The 18,528-nt window shown below is 63.9% G+C and carries 15 protein-coding genes; 8 read left to right on the forward strand and 7 right to left on the reverse strand.

The genetic code is table 11. The annotated features are described in order from the left end of the window. Positions 1-29: 29 nt before the first annotated feature. The 4 genes from panD to NCR39_RS02920 all read right to left on the reverse strand — a co-directional run bounded on the left by panD (position 30) and on the right by NCR39_RS02920 (position 2,389). Entirely contained in the window at positions 30-416 is a 387-nt protein-coding gene (panD, locus tag NCR39_RS02905; protein ID WP_040051783.1) for an aspartate 1-decarboxylase, read from the reverse strand. A 14-nt stretch (positions 417-430) separates the two neighbouring features. Then, positions 431-1,264 (reverse strand): pantoate--beta-alanine ligase, encoded by an 834-nt coding sequence (gene panC / locus NCR39_RS02910; protein WP_250450600.1) that lies wholly within the window; start codon positions 1,262-1,264, stop codon positions 431-433. 70 nt (positions 1,265-1,334) lie between these two features. Further along, positions 1,335-2,198: a segregation and condensation protein A gene (locus NCR39_RS02915; protein WP_502800154.1), complete on the reverse strand. Its 864-nt coding sequence runs from the start codon at positions 2,196-2,198 to the stop codon at positions 1,335-1,337. A gap of 2 nt (positions 2,199-2,200) precedes the next feature. Next, positions 2,201-2,389 carry a DUF3460 family protein gene (locus NCR39_RS02920; protein ID WP_208863111.1) on the reverse strand — a complete coding sequence of 63 codons (189 nt, stop codon included), beginning with the start codon at positions 2,387-2,389 and terminating at the stop codon, positions 2,201-2,203. A gap of 441 nt (positions 2,390-2,830) precedes the next feature. On the opposite strand from NCR39_RS02920, the gene NCR39_RS02925 reads away from it, so the two are divergent. Together NCR39_RS02925 and NCR39_RS02930 are read left to right on the forward strand one after the other, a co-directional pair. After that, entirely contained in the window at positions 2,831-4,606 is a 1,776-nt protein-coding gene (locus NCR39_RS02925) for an autotransporter assembly complex protein TamA (RefSeq protein ID WP_250450601.1), read from the forward strand. 32 nt (positions 4,607-4,638) lie between these two features. Beyond that, positions 4,639-8,784 carry a translocation/assembly module TamB domain-containing protein gene (locus NCR39_RS02930; RefSeq protein ID WP_250450602.1) on the forward strand — a complete coding sequence of 1,382 codons (4,146 nt, stop codon included), beginning with the start codon at positions 4,639-4,641 and terminating at the stop codon, positions 8,782-8,784. Positions 8,785-8,852: 68 nt separating this feature from the next. Here NCR39_RS02930 and metG read toward each other — a convergent pair whose 3' ends face one another. After that, the gene (metG, locus tag NCR39_RS02935) at positions 8,853-10,979 is read right to left on the reverse strand and encodes a methionine--tRNA ligase (RefSeq protein ID WP_250450603.1); all 2,127 of its coding nucleotides are present in this window, start codon (positions 10,977-10,979) and stop codon (positions 8,853-8,855) included. 214 nt (positions 10,980-11,193) lie between these two features. Between metG and NCR39_RS02940 the strand changes: the two genes are divergently transcribed. Together NCR39_RS02940 and NCR39_RS02945 are read left to right on the forward strand one after the other, a co-directional pair. Then, on the forward strand, positions 11,194-11,373 hold the full coding sequence (locus NCR39_RS02940; protein WP_040051953.1) for a type II toxin-antitoxin system HicA family toxin: 180 nt from the start codon (positions 11,194-11,196) through the stop codon (positions 11,371-11,373). After that, complete coding sequence (locus NCR39_RS02945; RefSeq protein WP_342065416.1) at positions 11,370-11,828, forward strand: type II toxin-antitoxin system HicB family antitoxin; 459 nt, start codon at positions 11,370-11,372, stop codon at positions 11,826-11,828. The genes NCR39_RS02940 and NCR39_RS02945 overlap by 4 nt, the downstream gene beginning before the upstream one ends. Positions 11,829-12,045: 217 nt before the next feature. Here the strand turns inward: NCR39_RS02945 and NCR39_RS02950 are convergent, their stop codons facing one another. Further along, on the reverse strand, positions 12,046-12,702 hold the full coding sequence (locus NCR39_RS02950) for a YiaD family glycine zipper/OmpA-like lipoprotein (RefSeq protein WP_250450604.1): 657 nt from the start codon (positions 12,700-12,702) through the stop codon (positions 12,046-12,048). A gap of 271 nt (positions 12,703-12,973) precedes the next feature. Between NCR39_RS02950 and apbC the strand changes: the two genes are divergently transcribed. The 4 genes from apbC to NCR39_RS02970 all read left to right on the forward strand — a co-directional run bounded on the left by apbC (position 12,974) and on the right by NCR39_RS02970 (position 17,841). Next, positions 12,974-14,062: an iron-sulfur cluster carrier protein ApbC gene (apbC, locus tag NCR39_RS02955; RefSeq protein WP_250450605.1), complete on the forward strand. Its 1,089-nt coding sequence runs from the start codon at positions 12,974-12,976 to the stop codon at positions 14,060-14,062. 133 nt (positions 14,063-14,195) lie between these two features. Further along, positions 14,196-14,729, forward strand: coding sequence for a superoxide dismutase family protein (locus NCR39_RS02960; protein ID WP_250450606.1), 534 nt, complete (start codon positions 14,196-14,198; stop codon positions 14,727-14,729). A 158-nt stretch (positions 14,730-14,887) separates the two neighbouring features. Beyond that, the gene (gene dcd, locus NCR39_RS02965; RefSeq protein WP_008351052.1) at positions 14,888-15,457 is read left to right on the forward strand and encodes a dCTP deaminase; all 570 of its coding nucleotides are present in this window, start codon (positions 14,888-14,890) and stop codon (positions 15,455-15,457) included. A 98-nt stretch (positions 15,458-15,555) separates the two neighbouring features. Further along, positions 15,556-17,841: an arginine/lysine/ornithine decarboxylase gene (locus NCR39_RS02970; RefSeq protein WP_040051793.1), complete on the forward strand. Its 2,286-nt coding sequence runs from the start codon at positions 15,556-15,558 to the stop codon at positions 17,839-17,841. A 78-nt stretch (positions 17,842-17,919) separates the two neighbouring features. Here NCR39_RS02970 and gstA read toward each other — a convergent pair whose 3' ends face one another. Then, on the reverse strand, positions 17,920-18,525 hold the full coding sequence (gene gstA, locus NCR39_RS02975; RefSeq protein ID WP_250450607.1) for a glutathione transferase GstA: 606 nt from the start codon (positions 18,523-18,525) through the stop codon (positions 17,920-17,922). Between the last annotated feature and the right edge of the window lie 3 nt (positions 18,526-18,528).

Below are 18,528 nucleotides of genomic sequence, written 5' to 3' on the forward strand. Positions count from 1 at the left end.
GAGCAAAACCCGGAGCAAAGCTCAGGAGATTACGTCCAGTTCTGCGTCGGAACGTGATCGCGGCTGCCCTTGATGCGGTTCTCGCCGTCCACGAACACGAGATTCGGCTTCCAGCCGGCCTTGATCTCGTTCTCGTCGACCTGCGCGAACGCCGCGATGATCACGAGATCGCCCAGTTGCGCGCGGCGCGCCGCCGATCCGTTCAGCGAGATCATGCCGCTGCCGCGCTCGCCCTTGATCGCGTACGTCGTCAGCCGCTCGCCGTTGTTCACGTTCCAGATGTCGATCTGCTCGTTTTCCAGCAGATTCGCCGCTTCGAGCAGATCCTCGTCGATGGCGCACGAGCCTTCGTAATGCAGCTCGCAGTGCGTGACCGTCGCGCGATGAATCTTCGATTTGAGCATGGTGCGTTGCATGTTGCCGGCTTCCTTCAGATTTCCAGATTGTCGATGAGGCGCGTCGCGCCGAGCTTCGCCGCGGCGAGCACGACGAGCGGCGCGTTCGCATCCGCTTCGCCCGGCGTGAGCAGGTCGACGCGCTTGCGCACGCTGATGTAGTCGGGTTTCCAGCCGCGTTCGGCAAGCGCGTTCATCGCGTCGCGCTCCAGCGCGGCGATATCGCGATTGCCCGACAAGACGCTCTCCCGCACGCGATTCAGTTGCAGCGCGAGTTGCGGCGCTTCCGCGCGCTCTTCCGCCGACAAAAAGCGATTGCGTGACGACAGCGCGAGCCCGTCCTCGTCACGCACGGTTTCGGCGGCGACGATTTCTGTCGGCAGCGCGAACTGGTGGCACATCTGCCGCACGATCATCAACTGCTGGTAATCCTTCTTGCCGAACACCGCGACGCGCGGCTGCACGCACGACATCAGCTTCATCACGACCGTGCACACACCGTGAAAAAAACCGGGGCGGAATTCGCCTTCGAGAATGTCGCCGAGATTGTGCGGCGGATGCACGCGATACTGCTGCGGCTCCGGATACATGTCGCTTTCGGTCGGCGCGAAGAGCACGTAGACGTTCTCTTGCTGCAGCTTTTCGATGTCGTCCAGCAGCGTGCGCGGGTATTTGTCGAAGTCTTCGTTCGGGCCGAATTGCAGCCGGTTGACGAAGATGCTCGCGACGACGGGATCGCCGTGCTGGCGCGCGAGGCGCATCAGCGAGAGATGGCCTTCGTGCAGGTTGCCCATCGTCGGAACGAAGGCGGTGCGGTTCTGACCGCGCAGCTGATCGCGCAGTTCGTGAATGGAGCTGATGACTTTCATCGAGCGGGTGTCTCCTGGCGGGCGGCGGCAGACCGGCCGCTCCAAGGGAAAGGTAAGGAAAGGGCGGCTTCTAGGCGGGAGAGTACGCCAGTCTCACGTAGATGGGCGCATAAGGCTCCGCCTGCGTGATTTCGATCAGCGATTCGCGCGACAGCTCGAGCATGGCGATGAAGTTCACCACGACGACCGGCACGCCGCGCGAGGTATCGAAGAGTTCGGTGAATTCCATGAAGCGCGCGTTCTGCAGGCGGCGCAGGATCACGCTCATGTGCTCGCGCACGGAAAGCTCCTCGCGCGAAATCTTGTGATGCTGCACGAGCTTCGCGCGCTTGATGACGTCGGCCCAGGCGGCGCGCAGGTCGTTCATGTCGACGTCGGGGAAGCGCTGTTCCGTCGACTGTTCGATGTAGACGTCCGCGCGCAGGAAGTCGCGGCCCAACTGCGGCAACTGGTCGATGCGCTGCGCCGCGAGTTTCATCTGCTCGTATTCGAGCAGGCGCCGCACGAGTTCGGCGCGCGGATCTTCGGCGTCCTCGCCGGTGTCGGCCTTCTTGACCGGCAGCAGCATGCGCGACTTGATCTCGATCAGCATGGCCGCCATCAGCAGATATTCCGACGCGAGTTCCAGATTCGACTGGCGAATCTGATCGACATAGCCGAGATATTGCGCGGTGACATCCGCCATCGGAATGTCGAGCACGTTGAAATTCTGCTTGCGGATGAGATACAGCAAGAGGTCGAGCGGGCCTTCGAACGCTTCGAGAAAGACTTCGAGCGCGTCGGGCGGAATGTACAGGTCGGTCGGCAGCTTCCAGAGCGGCTCGCCGTAGAGATGCGCGAACGCGACGCCGTCGATGGTGTCGGGCGTCGAATCGGTCGCGGGCGCGGCGAGCGCCACGTCGCGCGACGGTTTCGGCTCGTGGCCGGCGCTCACGTTCAGAAGTTCTGGTAGTAGACGTAAGGCGTCTGCTTCACGCGCGAAGTCTGCTGACGGTCGCGCTCGTCGAGGTCGATCGGCTGCTTGTCCCACAGGAGCGCGCGTCCGCGGCGCTGTTCGTCTTCCAGCGACGGCTTCTGCGCTTTCAACTGATTGATGAACTGGGTGATGTCCGACTGATACATGATCCGGCTTCCGTGGGTTCGATGCGGTTCGTTGGATGGCGGCAGTGCGCTCGGCAGGCGAATTCGGCAGGCGATTTCGGCGACGCGGCCGCAGGTTCGCCGGAATTTTACCGCAAGCATCGGCGGCATCGGGCATATCGGACGCCTCGCGCGGCGCCTGAATCGCGCATGCGCGTGCGAAAACGCGGGGAACCGGGCGCGGCGCGAGCCGTCCAACGGCGCACGGCGAAAGGCGCCTATGCCGTATTTTTACGTCGCCCGGACGTAGCGGTGTGGTGAAATAGCGCTCGCGCGCCGTGCTGCGCTCATCGCACGAAAAACGTCGCATGGCGGATCCGCTTCGCCTTTCAATCCATTTTTTTCCGATGCCGGAGGTCGCGTTTGGCGGGGCGTTCGTTTGATTTGCTGTGTGCGGTCCGCGGCCTCGCCGCCCGCCGGCGCACGATGAAGCCGCTCGCGCCGGCCGCCGGCCATCGCCCGTTTTCGGCGTTGACCGCGCGCATTGCGTTCACCGCGCTCGCGACGCTCACGATGGCGACGCCCGCCTTCGCGAAATACGACGTGGACATCGACGCGCCGCGCAGCATCAAGAAGCTGCTGAAAGATCACCTCGAACTCTCGCGTTTCGCCAAGCGCGACGACGTCAGCGACGACCAGTTCCAGTTCCTCGTCACGGCCGCGCCGAAAGACGTGCGCGATCTCGTCGCGACCGAGGGATTTTTCACGCCGGTCGTGCGCACGGACGTCACGACCGTCGACGGCAAGCGCTCCGTCAAGGTGAGCGTCGATCCCGGCCCGCAGACGACAATCGCGTCCGTCAATCTGAAATTCACGGGCGCGGTGACGACGGAAGACCGCACGCAGGAAAACGCCGCGCGTTTCGCTTTCTCGGCCCACGAGGGCGATCCCTTCACGCAGGACGCCTGGGACGGCGCGAAAAGCGCCGCGCTGAAGGCGCTGCAAGCGCGGCGCTATCTCGGCGCGCGCATCGTGCGCTCGCAGGCGCGCATCAATCCGCGCACGCATATCGCGGATCTCTCCGTCACGTTCGACAGCGGCCCGACCTTCACCTTCGGCAAGCTCGATATCAGCGGCACGAAGCGGTATCCGCAGAAGATCATCGAGAACGTGAATCCGATCAACGAAGGCGAAATCTACGACGTCGCGCGCGTGAACGAACTCCAGCGGCAAGTGCAGAACACGCCGTATTACGCGAGCGTCGCGATCGACGTGGCCAACGACGTCGAAAAGCCGAACGAAACGCCGCTGCACATCAAGGTCAGCGAGTATCCGTATCACAGCGTGCGTTATGGCGTCGGCTACGCGACGGACACGGGCTTCCACGTGCAGGGCGCCTACAGTTATCTGAACACGTTCGGCGCGGCGTATCCGTTCACCATCTCCGGCCGGCTCGACCAGACGCAGCAGTACGGCCGCGTGCAGCTCGCCATGCCGCCGGATTCGCGCGGCTGGGTCAACGCGGTCTTCGGTTCCTACACGATCACCGACGTTTCCGACACGAACATCTACAGCGCGCGCGTCGGCGTGCAGCGTTCGCGTTCGACGCAGAACATCGACACGACGTACTCGCTGACGTTCTACGACGACCGCCTGACGCAGAACGAGCCGAATCCGTCGAGGGCGCGCGCGCTCGTGCCTGCGTGGACGTGGATTCGCCGCGACGTCGACGATCCGCTGTTCCCGCGCCGCGGCAACGTGATTCGCGCCGAGGCAAGTTTCGCGGTGAAGAACGTGCTGACCGACCAGACTTTCGCGCGCCTCTACACCAACATGCAGCAATACCTGTCGCTCGGCAGGAGCGATCTGCTCGTGTTTCGCGCGGAGTTCGGCGGCGTGTTCACGAGCGGGCCGTCGAGCGGCGTGCCGGCGTCGCTGCTGTTCCGCGCGGGCGGCGCGAATTCGGTGCGCGGCTACAGCTATCTGGGCATCGGCCACAACGTTTCCGGCTCCATTCTGCCGACGAAGTACATGGTGACGGGCAGCAGCGAGTATCAACACTGGTTCACGCACGATTGGGGCGGCGCGGTGTTCTTCGACATCGGCACGGCGACGGATACCTGGGGCGAGCGCGTGTTTCAGCCGGGCGTGGGCGTCGGCGCGCGGTGGCGCAGTCCGGTCGGGCCGGTCAACGTGGATGTCGCGTATGGACTCAAGAACAAGAGCATCAAGCCGTATCTGACGCTCGGCATTGCTTTCTGAGCGATGCATCGACGAATTTCGACTAACGAAGCATGACGGATCCAGTCAATCAGGCGAACGGCGGCAACGGCGACGCCCACGCGAACGGCGGCAACGGCAACGGCGACGCGCCGAAGACGCCGCCACGCAAGCGCGGCGGGCGGCGCTTTCTGCGCTGGATGGGCGCGCTCGTGCTCGTCGTCGTGCTGATCGTGGCGCTGGCGCTCGGGACCGTTTTCTTCGCGCTGACGACGGATCGCGGCACGCGTTTCGCCTGGGACGCGGCGACGTCGCTGCTCGGCGGGAAGCTCTCCGGCAAGCTCGACGGCGGCGCGATCGCCACCGGCCTGCAACTGCGCGACGTCCGCTGGAAGGACGGCAAGGGCACGGACATCGCGGTGGACAGCGTCTCGGGCCGCTGGGCGCTCACGCGCGATCCGCTGCGCTTCACCATCGACTATCTGCATGTCGGGACGATCGACGCGCGCATCGCGCCATCGAACGAGCCGAGCAAGAAAACCGAGTTGCCGAACGACCTGCGGCTGCCGATTCAGCTCGCCGTGCGCGATCTGCGCGTCGCGAAGCTGCGGCTGCACGAAGGCGCGACGACGACCGAATTCTCCGGTCTCGTCTTCAACGGACGCAGCGACGGCCAGCATCACGAAGCCAATGTGGAGCGGCTCACGACGCCGTTCGGCTCCGTGACGGCCGCCGCGAAACTCGACGGCGGCGCGCGCCCGTTCCCGCTTTCCGGCGACGCGACCTATGCGGGCAAGGTCAACGACGAGACCGTGCAGGTGAGCGCGCGCTTGTCGGGATCGCTTGAAGATTTGGTCGCGGACGTCGATGCCAGCGGCCTGAAGCTCGCCGGCCAGGCGCACGTCGAAGCCACGCCGTTCGCCGACGTGCCGCTCAAGCTCGCCATCGTGACCGCGGATCACATCAATCCGCAGGCGTTCAGCGCGGGCGCGCCCGCCGCCGACCTCGCCGTGCGCGCCGAAGTGAAGCCGGTTGCGGGCGGGAAGGCGTTCGCCGTGAGCGGGCCGGTGTCGATCGTGAACGCGAAGCCCGGTTCCATCGACAAGAAACTGCTGCCGCTCATCGACGCCCGCGCGAACGTGCGGCTCGACGCGTCCGCGCAGACCATCGCGGACCTGAACGTGCGGCTCCTGAAGAACGCGACGATCACGGGCGGCGGGTCGCTCGCGGGCGGCAAGGGGCGCTTCGACCTGAAGGTGGCGAAGCTCGATCTCAACGCGATCGAACCGAGCGTGCGCGCGACGGACTTCGCGGGGCCGGTGAGCGTTGTGCTCGCGGGCGATTCGCAAGCCGTGACCGTCGATCTGAACGATCCGAAAGCGGCCATCCGCGCGCAGGCGAAGGTCAGGCTGGACGCGAAGCAGACCACGCTCGACGACGTGAAGCTGACCGTCGGCAAGGGGCGCGTGGAGGCGAGCGGCGCGCTGAAAAAGGACGTCCATTCGAGCTACGACGTCAAAGCGAAGTTCGTCGAATTCAATCCGCTGTTGTTGCAGCAGCAACTGATCGCGCCGAAGGTCACGCAAAAGCCGGCGGCGAAGAAGACGGCCGCGCCACCGCGCGTGATCGAGGCGCGCGTGAACGGCACGCTCGCCGCGTCGGGCATGCTCGCGCCGACGCTCACGGCCAAGGCCACGTTCAAGCTCGACGACAGCACGTACGACAACCTGCCGCTCACCGGCGCGGGCACCGTGCAGATCGCGGGCGCGCGCATTTTGCCGAGCACGGCGAAGCTCTCGGTGGCGGGCAACGATGTCGATCTGAACGGCAGTTTCGGCGCGCCCGGCGACCGGCTGCGCTTCCGGATCGATGCGCCGCAACTGGAGCGCCTCGGTTTCGGACTGGCCGGGACGGTGAAGGCGGACGGCGACCTGACCGGCTCGCTCGCGCATCCGAATGTCGCGGCGAATTATCAGGCCGATGGCGTCGTGTTCGGCGCGAACCGGCTCGGTCACGCGGAAGGCCACGCCGATATCCGCGACGGCGCGAACGGCGCGCTCGTGTTCACGCTGAAGGCACGCGATGCGCGTGCATCGGGCGTCGAAATCGCCACGCTCGACGCGAATCTCAACGGCACGCGCATGCAGCACACGCTCGCGTTGACCACGACGGGCAAGGTGCAGGGCCAGCCGGTGAATCTCACGCTCGGCGCGAACGGCAAGTTCACCGACGCCGCCGACGGCCCGCACTGGGACGGCGTCATCACGAAGCTCACGAACAAGGGCACGCCGTCGGTGAATCTGGAGTCGCCGCTCGCGGTGAGTTACGGGCCGAAGCGCATCGTGCTCGGCGCGACGCGGCTCGTCGCGGAAGGCGCGGCGCTCGATCTCAAATCGTTCGCGCTCGAAGGCGGGCGCATTCAGTCGGCGGGTACGCTCACGAATCTCTCGGTGCCGCGCCTGCTCGAAGTGCGGCGCGAGATGACGGGCGAGGAATCGTCGATACGCACGGACCTGATCTTCGACGGCGACTGGAATTTCTCGCTCGGCGCGACAGCCACGGGCTACGCGCAGATCAAGCGGCGCGGCGGCGACGTGACCATCGACGGCACGCGCGGCGTCGCGGCGCTCGGCATCTCGGAAATCGTCGCGCGCGCGGATTTCACGGGCGGCGACCGGCTCAACGCGACGCTGCACGCGAAAGCGAGCCGCATCGGCGTGATCGACGCGAACGTGCACACGACGCTCGTCCCGCGCGACGGCATGCTCACCGTGGCCGACGAAGCGCCGCTTTCGGGCGCCATCGACGCGAACGTGCCGGAATTGCGCACCACCGGCGGCCTGCTCGGCGCGAACTATCTGCTCGGCGGCAAGCTCGCGATGAAGCTGACGATCGCGGGCATCGTCGCGAAGCCGAGCCTGTCCGGATCGCTGACGGGCGACAACATATCCGCGACGGTCGTCGATCAGGGCGTGCAGTTGAAGGACGGCATCATTCGCATTGCGCTGTCGGAGAATCTCGTCGATTTCCGGCAAGTCGAGTTTCACGGCGCGAGCGGCACGCTGCGCGCGACGGGCAAGGTGCGGCTCGACCAGCAGGAGCCGGATCTGACGGCGAGCATCATCGCGGACAAGCTCGAACTCTTCGCTTCGCCGGACCGGCAGCTGATGCTGTCGGGCAGCGCGAGCATCGCGAACGCGGGCTTGCAGGGCGGCATGGCGATCAACGGCAAGTTCACCGTCGATCACGGGCTCTTCGACCTGCCCGAAAGCTCCGCGCCCGCGCTCGGCGACGACGTCGTGATCGTGCGCCCGGACGGCACCGTGAAGGGCGAGAACGGCAAGCAGATGGTCGCCGCGACCGAGAAGCCCGTCGGGCCGTTCACGCCGCGCGCGAACATCGATATCGATCTGGGACAGCGCTTCCGCTTCAAGGGCGCGGGCGCGGACCTCGGGCTCGCGGGCACCATCACCGCGACGAGCGCGCCGAACATGCCGCTGCGCGCGGTCGGCAACGTGCGCGTGACGCCGGGTTCCACGTACACGGCGTTCGGGCGCAAGCTCGGTATCGAGAACGGCTTCTTCACGTTCAACGGGCCGGTGGCGAATCCCGGCATCAATATTCTCGCGATGCGGCGCAATCAGGAAATCGAAGCGGGCGTGCAGGTGACGGGCACGGTGCAGTCGCCGGTCGCGAAGCTGATTTCCGAGCCGAACGTGCCGGACAACGAAAAGCTCTCGTGGCTGCTCTTCGGCCACGGCACCGATCAGGGCAACAACGTCGGCCAGCAGAGCGCGATGACGAGCGCGCTCGCGCTGCTCGGCAGCCGCGGCGGCGCGAAGATCGCGCAGACGGTGGGGCTCGATGAACTGACGGTCGGATCGAGCGAAGTCGGGCTGACCGATCCGCAAGTGGTGCTGCTGTCGAAAGCGATCAACGAACGTCTCGTGCTCGGCTACGAGCAGGGCTTGCAGTCGGCGCAGAACGCCGTGAAGGCCACGCTCGCGCTGTCGCGATTCTGGTCGGTGACGGCGTATGGCGGCACGTATCAGGGCCTCGACCTGTCGTACACGCGGCGCTTCAATTCGTGGGCGCGCTTGCTGTCGATGTCGTCGTCGCCGCGATCGGCGGAGCAGCCATCGGCGGCATCGGGCGCGTCGGGCGTGTCGGCGCCGCTCGGGGCTTCGTCGGCGCTGGAATCGGATTCGTCCGGGGAGTAAGGGCGCTTGAGCAAAACAAAAGGGCACGCAAACTTCGCGTGCCCTTTTTGCTTTTTAGCCGATGCGCCTTACTTCACGCGCATGCCCGGCTTCGCGCCGCTATGCGGTTCGAGGATGTAAAGGCCCGGCTCGGCCTTCTCGTCGGCAGAGGAAGCGGCGAGCACCATGCCTTCCGACATGCCGAACTTCATCTTGCGCGGCGCGAGGTTCGCGACCATGACCGTCAGCTTGCCGATCAGATCCTGCGGCTGATACGCCGATTTGATGCCCGAGAACACGTTGCGCGTCTTTTCTTCGCCGACGTCGAGCGTCAGTTGCAGGAGCTTGTCGGAGCCTTCGACCGCCTTGCAATCGACGATCTTCGCGATCCGCAAATCGACCTTCGCGAAGTCGTCGATGGAAATGACGCCGGATTCTTCCTGCTTCGCTTCCTTCTTGGCGGCAGCCTTCGGCGCAGTGGCGGCGGCTTCCGTCGCCGGTTGCAGCGATTCGCGATTCGCGGCCAGCAACGCCTCGATCTGCTTCGGATCGACGCGCGTCGTCAGATGCTTGTACGCGTTGATCGCGTTCGCCGACGACAGCGGCTTGTCCGCATCGGCCCAGACGAGCGGCGCGATGCCCAGGAACGCTTCGACCGATTCGATCAGCTTCGGCAACACGGGCTTCAGCGCGAGCGACAGAAGGCGGAACGCTTCCAGACTCACGCTGCAGGTTTCGTGCAGCGCGTCCGCGTTCGCCGGGTCTTTCGCCTGTTCCCACGGCTTCGCGGAATCGACGTAGTGGTTGACGGCATCGGCGAGTTCCATGGTCGTGCGCAACGCGCGGCCGTATTCGCGCGATTCGTAGAAGCCCGCGATCTGGGCAATCGCGCCGCGCAGTTGCGCGATCAGCGGATGCTGCATCGCGCTGTCCAGCACGCGGCCGTCGAATCGCTTGATGAGGAAGCCCGCCGCGCGGCTCGCGATGTTCACGTACTTGCCGACGAGATCGCTGTTCACGCGCGCCTGGAAGTCCTCGAGGTTCAGGTCGATGTCTTCCATCGTGCTATTGAGCTTCGCCGCGAAGTAGTAGCGCAGCCACTCCGGGTTGAGCCCGGTGTCGATCACGCTTTGCGCGGTGATGAACGTGCCGCGCGACTTCGACATCTTCGCGCCGTCGACGGTCAGGAAGCCGTGCGCGAACACGTTGGTCGGCGTGCGATGGCCGGAGAATTCGAGCATCGCGGGCCAGAACAGCGTGTGGAAATACAGGATGTCCTTGCCGATGAAGTGATACTGCTCGGCGGTCGAACCGGGCTTGACCCACGCATCGAAATCGATGCCGGTGCGATCGGCCAGGTTGCGGAAGCTCGCGTAATAGCCGACGGGGGCATCGACCCAGACGTAGAAATACTTGCCCGGCGCGCCGGGAATTTCGAAGCCGAAGTAGGGCGCGTCGCGGGAAATGTCCCAGTCGGCGAGTTTGGCGTCGCCCTTGTCGCCGAGCCATTCGCGCATCTTGTTCGTCGCTTCCGGCTGCGCGAGCCCGCCGACCCAGCCGCGCAGGAAGTCTTCGCAGCGCGGATCGGAGAGGCGGAAGAAGTAGTGCGTCGAGGTCTTGCGGATGGGCGTCGCGCCCGACACGACCGAATACGGGTTGACGAGTTCGGTCGGCTGGTAGGTCGAGCCGCAGACTTCGCAGTTGTCGCCGTACTGGTCCTTCGCGCCGCATTTCGGGCATTCGCCCTTGATGAAGCGGTCCGGCAGGAACATTTCCTTGACCGGATCGTAGGCTTGCTCGATGTCGCGCGCCTCGATCAGGCCGGCTTGCTTGAGCGCGGTGTAGATCGAATTGCAGAGGACGCGATTTTCGTCGGCATCGGTCGAATAGTAGTTGTCGAACGAGATGCCGAAGCTGTCGAAATCGCGCTTGTGCTCTTTCCAGACGCGCTCGATTAGCTGCTTCGGCGTGATGCCTTCCTTCTCGGCGCGCAGCATGATGGGCGTGCCGTGGGTGTCGTCGGCGCCGACGTAGCAGACCTCGTGGCCATGCATTCGCAGCGTCCGAACCCAGATATCCGTCTGAATGTACTCGACCATATGGCCGATGTGAATCTGACCGTTCGCATAAGGCAGCGCGGACGTGACGAGGATCTGGCGGCGGCCGCTGGAAGCGGCGGACGCGACGGGTGCAGTGGCGGAAATCGGTGCTGACATAAAGGCGCGGCCCGGAGGGAATTGCTTCAGGTTGTGAAAAAGCGGATTTTCGATTTTAGCAGGGCGGGGGATGGGGGCGCGGCGACGGCTCGTGCTGGCGGGGAGAGGCTGCTTGTTCGCAACTACAAAATACAACAAAAAAGCTGCATTTTTCGCTTAGCGCGATATAACATGTATGTTGTATTTTGATCTCTCCGCAATGGTGGGAGAGGTTATGAAATTCAGTGAGTTCAAGAGGTGGCTTCGCGAGCAGGGCGTGTGTATCGCGCCGGGCAAAGGAAGCCATCTGCGCGCGTCGCTCAATGGCAAGAGGTCCACGATCCCGGATCACGGCAGTAAGGAAATTGGTAAGGGAATCGCGGAGAAGATTAAGAAACAACTCGGATTGAAATGAGCGAGGTCGCAATGTTCCTTGGAGAAACCAATACCATGCTGTCCTATCCAGTCAACCTGGAACTCGACACGAACAACACCTTTCTTGTCACCTTCCCGGACATTCCGGAAGCGATCACCGCTGGTGACGACGAAGGCGAAGCGCTACTCAACGGACTCGAGGCGCTTGAAACGGCCATCGAAATGTATTTCGACGACAAGCGCGAAGTACCCATGCCCTCCAAGCCCAAAAAAGGCCAACTGGTCGTCAATCTCCCTGCGCTGGTGGTGACAAAAGTGCTGCTTGCCAATGAGATGATCCGCCAAGGCGTGCGCAAGTCGGACCTTGCCCGACGGCTCAACGTCCATATGCCACAAGTAGACCGTTTGCTCGACCCGCGCCATTCATCGAAGTTTGAAGCGATGGAAGCAGCTTTCCGGTCGCTCGGCAGACGCCTTAATATTTCTATCGCCTGAGCAAGACCCGCGAATCGAAAGCACAAAAAAAACCGGGGTCCAATCGGGCCCCGGAGCAACAACGACAAGAGGAGAATGGCAGGCGATGGCCCAGCCATCCACCTACCGTAACAAGAGACACGCGCCGTGCCGGCAAGTTTCAAAATTTTTTCGGCCGCCTTTCCCAAGGCGCCGACAGCACGCATCCGCTCGTTGTTTCTCCAATCAAATCAGACGCTTACTGCACCTGACCCGGCTGCGCGGTCGCGCGCAGATAGATTTCCACGCGACGATTCTGCGCGCGGCCAGCTTCCGTCGAATTGTCGGCGATCGGCTGGTTCTGGCCCATGCCCTGCGCCGACAGGCGCTGCGCCGGCACGCCGTGCGTCGAGATGTACGACGCCACGCTCTGCGCGCGATTTTGCGACAGCGTCTGGTTGTAAGCCGCCGTGCCGGTGTTATCCGTGTGGCCGACGACGCTCGCAATCAACTCCGGATGCTGCTGCAACGTTTGCGTGACCGAATTCAGAACCGGATCGAACGACGGCTTGATCGCGTAGCTGTTCGTATCGAACGAGATGGAGTTCGGGATGTTGACCTTGAGCGAGCCGTCCTGCTGCTCAGTCACTTGCGTGCCGGTGCCCTTCGAATCGCCGGAAATCTTGTTGCGGATGGCCTGCCAGTTGTAGCCGGTGATGCCGCCGACCGCCGCGCCCGTCGCCGCGCCGATGGCCGCGCCCTTGCCGCCGCCGAAAATCGCGCCGATGCCGGCACCCGTGGCCGCGCCGACGCCCGTGCCGACGGCGGTATTGGTGCCCTGCTGCGATGCGCAGCCGGTAACGAGCGCGCCAACGAGGGCAAATGCGGACAGGCGGGTCAACAACTTCGTATTCATCTTTGATCTCCTTGATTCAACTAGCGATTCGGCGACACGCGCCGACAGTGCGAAAGGGTCTTCGGACGGGCTTTCGGGCAAGCCTCTACAATATCGGGAATATTGAGAAACGCGCCCGTCCGCCCGGTGCGATACGTCCCCGGAAAGCCACAGCAGCGGGATAGTGCAGCGCGAAGCGACTCGCGCGCAACGGCGCTAACAAATACTTTCAATTTCCTCAGTTTGTTGCAGCGCGACGCAGCCTAAGCAACAAGCGTTCCCTGGAGTTTCAATGAGCATTGATCGCGCGCGGATCGACACCGCACTCGCTACCCTGACCGATCCGAACACCCACCGCAAGTTCGTCGACAGCAAGAACATCCGCAACGTTTCCATCGATGGCGGCAAGGTCTCCGTGGCCGTCGTGCTGGGCTATCCGGCGAAGACGCAGTTCGAACTCATCGGCAAACTCGTCGCCGATGCGCTGCGCCAGGTGCCCGGCGTCACCGACGTTTCGGTCGACGTTTCGTCGCAAGTCGTTGCACATGCGGTGCAACGCGGCGTGAAGCTGCTGCCGAACGTCAAGAACATCATCGCGGTGGCATCGGGCAAGGGCGGCGTCGGCAAGAGCACGACGGCGACGAACCTCGCGCTCGCGCTCGCGCAGGAAGGCGCGTCGGTCGGCATGCTCGACGCGGACATCTACGGCCCTTCGCTGCCGATGATGCTCGGCATTTCGGGCCGCCCGGAATCGCCCGACAATCAGTCGATGAACCCGCTCACGGGCCACGGCATTCAGGCGAATTCCATCGGCTTTCTGATCGAGCAGGACAACCCGATGGTCTGGCGCGGCCCGATGGTCACGTCCGCGCTCGAACAACTGCTGCGTCAGACGAACTGGAAGGACCTCGACTATCTCGTCGTCGACATGCCGCCGGGCACCGGCGACATTCAGCTCACGCTGTCGCAGAAAGTGCCGGTGACGGGCGCCGTGATCGTCACGACGCCGCAGGACATCGCGCTGCTCGACGCGAAGAAGGGCTTGAAGATGTTCGAGAAGGTCGGCATTCCGATTCTCGGCATCGTCGAGAACATGAGCACGCACGTCTGCTCGAACTGCGGCCACGAAGAGCACATCTTCGGCGCGGGCGGCGGCGAGCGCATGGCGAAGGAATACGGCGTCGAGATTCTCGGGCAGCTGCCGCTCGACATTTCGATCCGCGAGCGCACCGACGCCGGACAGCCGACGGTCGTGTCGCAGCCGGAAAGCCGCATCGCGGAGACGTATCGTGCGATCGCCCGCCGCGTCGCGATCTCGATCGCCGAGCGCCAGCGCGACATGACGTCGAAGTTCCCGAGCATCGTCGTTCAGAACACGTGATCTAGACACGCGGCCGGGCGCGCTTCGCCGCGTCTTTCGCGAGCCGTGTGCGGCGCGGCTCGCGGTATCATGTCGCCTTCTACGCGGGGCAGCGTCGGCGCACGGGGTGCCGGCGGGCCGCCAAGAGGATCGCATGAGAGACAGATTCGACGGGAGGGCGCTTTTCGCCTTGTTCGCCACGGCCGCCTGCAGCGTTGCGCTGAGCGGCTGCGGCATCATCTTCCAGAATCACGAAAAAATCGCCGACGCCACGCTGAAGCCCACTCCGGGCAACACGGCGCGCGGCACCATCACGCTGACCGAGCGATCGGACGGCGTCCAGGTCACCTACAGCCTCACCGACATGCCGCCCAACAGCGATCACGCGCTGCAGGTTCACGAGCGCGGCGACTGCATCGCGGTGAACGGCGCCGACACGAGCCCCGTGTTCGCGCTGCCGTCCGAACGCGGGCGCGCGGGCGGCCGGCTCGAAGGCGAACTCGGCAACATCCACGCGGACGCGAACGGCTCGGCCACGGGCTTCATCGTCGCGACGGACGTTTCGCTCGACGGCGTGCGCTCGGTCATTTCGCGCGCGATCATGCTGCATCGCGAAGCCACGGACCCCTACGCGATGAGCCCGCACAACGTGGGTCCGGCGCTTGCGTGCGGCGTAATTCGCCGCTGAGCGCATCGGCCGAACGGCCGGCTTCGCCCTTAAGATCATTCGCGTAAAATACGCGCTCGTTTTTCGTCTTTCGTCTGGCCGCACGGGCCATGCGCCGTTTCACCGAAGGCCTGCGGTCGCATTGTCGATGGCAGGCTGCAACGCTGGGTAGCGTTCCTATGAGCATCAAGTCCGACAAGTGGATTCGGCGCATGGCCGAAGAGCACAAGATGATCGAGCCGTTCGTGCGCGATCAGGTGCGCGTGGCCGAGGACGGCCGCAAGATCGTGAGCTACGGCACGTCGAGCTACGGCTACGACATCCGCGTGGCCGACGAATTCAAGATCTTCACGAACATCAATTCCACCATCGTCGATCCGAAAGCCTTCGACGAGAAATCGTTCGTGGACTTCAAGGGCGATGTCTGCATCATCCCGCCGAACTCGTTCGCACTCGCGCGCACGGTCGAATATTTCCGCATTCCGCGCTCGTGCCTGACCGTGTGTCTCGGCAAATCGACTTACGCGCGCTGCGGGATCATCGTGAACGTGACGCCGTTCGAGCCGGAATGGGAAGGCTACGTCACGCTCGAATTCTCGAATACGACACCTTTGCCTGCGAAGATCTACGCGAACGAGGGCGTGGCCCAGGTTCTGTTCTTCGAAAGCGACGAAATGTGCGAGACGTCCTATGCGGATCGCGGCGGCAAATACCAGGGGCAGCACGGCGTCACGCTGCCGAAGACCTGATCGCCGCTGCGCCGCCAGCACCGCACGCGCTTGTCGAAAGACCGCTGACACGAGCTTAGAGTCTCGGGCAGCGGTCGTTCCATTTGGAGATTCGCCTCATGAAGTTTCGCTTTCCCGTCGTCATCATCGACGAAGACTTTCGCTCCGAGAACATTTCGGGTTCCGGCATCCGCGCGCTCGCCGAGGCGATCGAGAAAGAAGGCGCCGAAGTGCTCGGCCTGACGAGCTATGGCGACCTCGCCGCGTTCGCGCAGCAGTCGAGCCGCGCGTCGTGCTTCATTCTTTCGATCGACGACGACGAGCTTCTGCCTTACGCCGATAACGTCGTCGTCGAAGGCGATACGCCCGAACTGGCGTCGGCCATCGTCGCGCTGCGTGCGTTCATCGACGCCGTGCGCCGCCGCAACGCCGACATCCCCATCTTCCTGTACGGCGAAACGCGCACGTCGCGCCATCTGCCGAACGACATCCTGCGCGAACTGCACGGCTTCATCCACATGTTCGAGGACACGCCGGAGTTCGTCGCGCGGCACGTCATTCGCGAGGCGAAGGTGTATCTCGACTCGCTCGCGCCGCCGTTTTTCAAGGAGCTCGTGCAGTACGCGGAAGAGGGTTCGTATTCGTGGCACTGTCCGGGGCACTCGGGCGGCGTCGCGTTCCTGAAGAACCCGCTCGGGCAGATGTTCCACCAGTTCTTTGGCGAGAACATGCTGCGCGCGGACGTGTGCAACGCGGTCGAGGAACTCGGCCAGCTGCTCGATCACACCGGCCCGGTCGCGGCCTCCGAGCGCAACGCGGCGCGCATTTTCAGCGCGGACCATCTGTTCTTCGTGACGAACGGCACGTCCACGTCGAACAAGATCGTGTGGCACGCGACGGTCGCGCCGGGCGATATCGTCGTCGTGGACCGCAACTGCCACAAGTCGATCCTGCACGCGATCACGATGACGGGCGCGATCCCCGTGTTCCTCACGCCGACGCGCAATCACTTCGGCATCATCGGTCCGATTTCGCGCGACGAGTTCAAGCCCGAAGTCATTCGCAGGAAGATCGAGGAGAATCCGTTCGCGCGCGAGGCGCTCGCGAAGAATCCGAAGGTCAAGCCGCGCATTCTCACGATCACGCAGAGCACGTACGACGGCGTGGTCTACAACGTCGAGATGATCAAGGACTTGCTCGGCGACACGGTCGATACGCTGCACTTCGACGAAGCGTGGCTACCGCACGCCGAGTTCCATTCGTTCTATCAGGACATGCACGCGATCGGCGCGGGCCGGCCGCGCACGGGCGCGCTCGTGTTCGCGACGCACTCCACGCACAAGCTGCTCGCCGGCATTTCGCAGGCGTCGCAGATTCTCGTGCAGGACAGCGAGAACAGCACGTTCGACCGCCATCGCTTCAACGAGGCGTATCTGATGCACACGTCGACGTCGCCGCAATACGCGATCATCGCGTCGTGCGACGTCGCGGCCGCGATGATGGAAGCGCCGGGCGGCCCGGCGCTCGTGGAGGAATCGATTGCGGAAGCGCTCGATTTCCGCCGCGCGATGCGCAAGGTCGATGCCGAATACGGCGACGACTGGTTCTTCAAGGTCTGGGGCCCGGACGCGCTGGCCGAGGAAGGCATCGGCGACCGCGAGGACTGGATGCTGAAGCCGAACGACCGCTGGCACGGCTTCGGGCCGCTCGCGGAAGGCTTCAACATGCTCGATCCGATCAAGGCGACGATCATCACGCCGGGACTCGACGTGGACGGCGAATTCGGCGAGACGGGCATTCCGGCGGGCATCGTGACGCGCTATCTGGCGGAGCACGGCATCATCGTGGAGAAGACGGGGCTTTACTCGTTCTTCATCATGTTCACGATCGGCATCACGAAGGGCCGCTGGAACTCGATGGTCACCGAGCTTCAGCAGTTCAAGGACGACTACGACAACAACCAGCCGCTGTGGCGCGTGCTGCCGGAGTTCGTCGCGCAGCATCCGTCGTATGAGCGCATCGGCCTGCGCGATCTGTGCCAGCAGATTCACAGCGTCTACCGCGCGAACGACATCGCGCGTCTCACGACCGAGATGTATCTGTCGAGCATGGAGCCGGCGATGAAGCCGTCCGAAGCGTACGCGAAGCTCGTGCACCGCGAGATCGACCGCGTGCCTATCGACGAACTCGAAGGCCGCGTGACGAGCATTCTGCTCACGCCGTATCCGCCGGGCATTCCGTTGCTGATTCCGGGCGAGCGCTTCAATCGCACGATCGTCGATTATCTGCGCTTCGCGCGCGAGTTCAACGAGCGCTTCCCGGGCTTCCACACGGATATTCACGGGCTCGTCGGCGAGATGATCAACGGGCGCATCGAGTATTTCGTCGATTGCGTGCGCGACTGATCTTCGCGCGTTCGATGCAATGAAAAACGGCCCGCGAGGGCCGTTTTCTTTTCGATGCCGCGGATAACGCGGCTGGCGTCAGATGAGACCTTCCGCCTTCATCGCCGCCTGCACGCCCGCGCGCGCGCCGACGCGCGCCTGATACGCGGTCAGCGCCGGCCACTTGCCGAGATCGAGATCGATGTGCTGCGCCCAGCCGAGCACGGTGAAGAGATACGCATCGCCGATGCTGAATTCATCGCCGAGCAGATACTGCTTGTCGTCGATATGCTTCGCGACGTAAGCGAGACGGCGTTCGAGATTGCCCATCGCGACCGCTTTCCATTCGGGCGTGCCCGCCGGATTGAAGAACGGCGAGAAGTTCTTGTGCAGCTCGGTGCCGATGAACGTGAGCCAGCCTTGCAGGCGATACCGCGCCATGCCGTCGGCGAGCGGCGCGAGATGCTTGGCCGGAACCTGATCCGCGATGTATTGCATGATCGCGGGGCCTTCGGTCAGCACTTCGCCGTTGTCCAGCTGCAGCGCGGGCACGTAGCCCTTTTCGTTGATCGCCGTGAAATCGGCGCCGCTTGCGGTGCGTTTCGTTTTCAGATCGACTGCTTCGATCTCGAAGGGAAGACCGGATTCCTGCAGAACGATATGCGATGCGAGCGAGCAAGCGCCCGCCTTGTAGAACAGTTTCAAAAC

Source organism: Caballeronia sp. ATUFL_M2_KS44 (assembly GCF_023630965.1).
Classification (GTDB): domain Bacteria; phylum Pseudomonadota; class Gammaproteobacteria; order Burkholderiales; family Burkholderiaceae; genus Caballeronia; species Caballeronia concitans.

Excerpts from the sequence above, each read along its gene's own strand:
- panD (WP_040051783.1), bottom strand. The coding sequence starts at position 416 with ATGCAACGCACCATGCTCAAATCGAAGATTCATCGCGCGACGGTCACG.
- dcd (WP_008351052.1), top strand. The coding sequence starts at position 14,888 with ATGAGCATCAAGTCCGACAAGTGGATTCGGCGCATGGCCGAAGAGCAC.
- NCR39_RS02970 (WP_040051793.1), top strand. The coding sequence starts at position 15,556 with ATGAAGTTTCGCTTTCCCGTCGTCATCATCGACGAAGACTTTCGCTCC.
- NCR39_RS02950 (WP_250450604.1), bottom strand. The coding sequence starts at position 12,702 with ATGAATACGAAGTTGTTGACCCGCCTGTCCGCATTTGCCCTCGTTGGC.
- apbC (WP_250450605.1), top strand. The coding sequence starts at position 12,974 with ATGAGCATTGATCGCGCGCGGATCGACACCGCACTCGCTACCCTGACC.
- NCR39_RS02925 (WP_250450601.1), top strand. The coding sequence starts at position 2,831 with ATGAAGCCGCTCGCGCCGGCCGCCGGCCATCGCCCGTTTTCGGCGTTG.
- NCR39_RS02945 (WP_342065416.1), top strand. The coding sequence starts at position 11,370 with ATGAGCGAGGTCGCAATGTTCCTTGGAGAAACCAATACCATGCTGTCC.
- panC (WP_250450600.1), bottom strand. The coding sequence starts at position 1,264 with ATGAAAGTCATCAGCTCCATTCACGAACTGCGCGATCAGCTGCGCGGT.
- metG (WP_250450603.1), bottom strand. The coding sequence starts at position 10,979 with ATGTCAGCACCGATTTCCGCCACTGCACCCGTCGCGTCCGCCGCTTCC.
- NCR39_RS02940 (WP_040051953.1), top strand. The coding sequence starts at position 11,194 with ATGAAATTCAGTGAGTTCAAGAGGTGGCTTCGCGAGCAGGGCGTGTGT.
- NCR39_RS02930 (WP_250450602.1), top strand. The coding sequence starts at position 4,639 with ATGACGGATCCAGTCAATCAGGCGAACGGCGGCAACGGCGACGCCCAC.
- NCR39_RS02960 (WP_250450606.1), top strand. The coding sequence starts at position 14,196 with ATGAGAGACAGATTCGACGGGAGGGCGCTTTTCGCCTTGTTCGCCACG.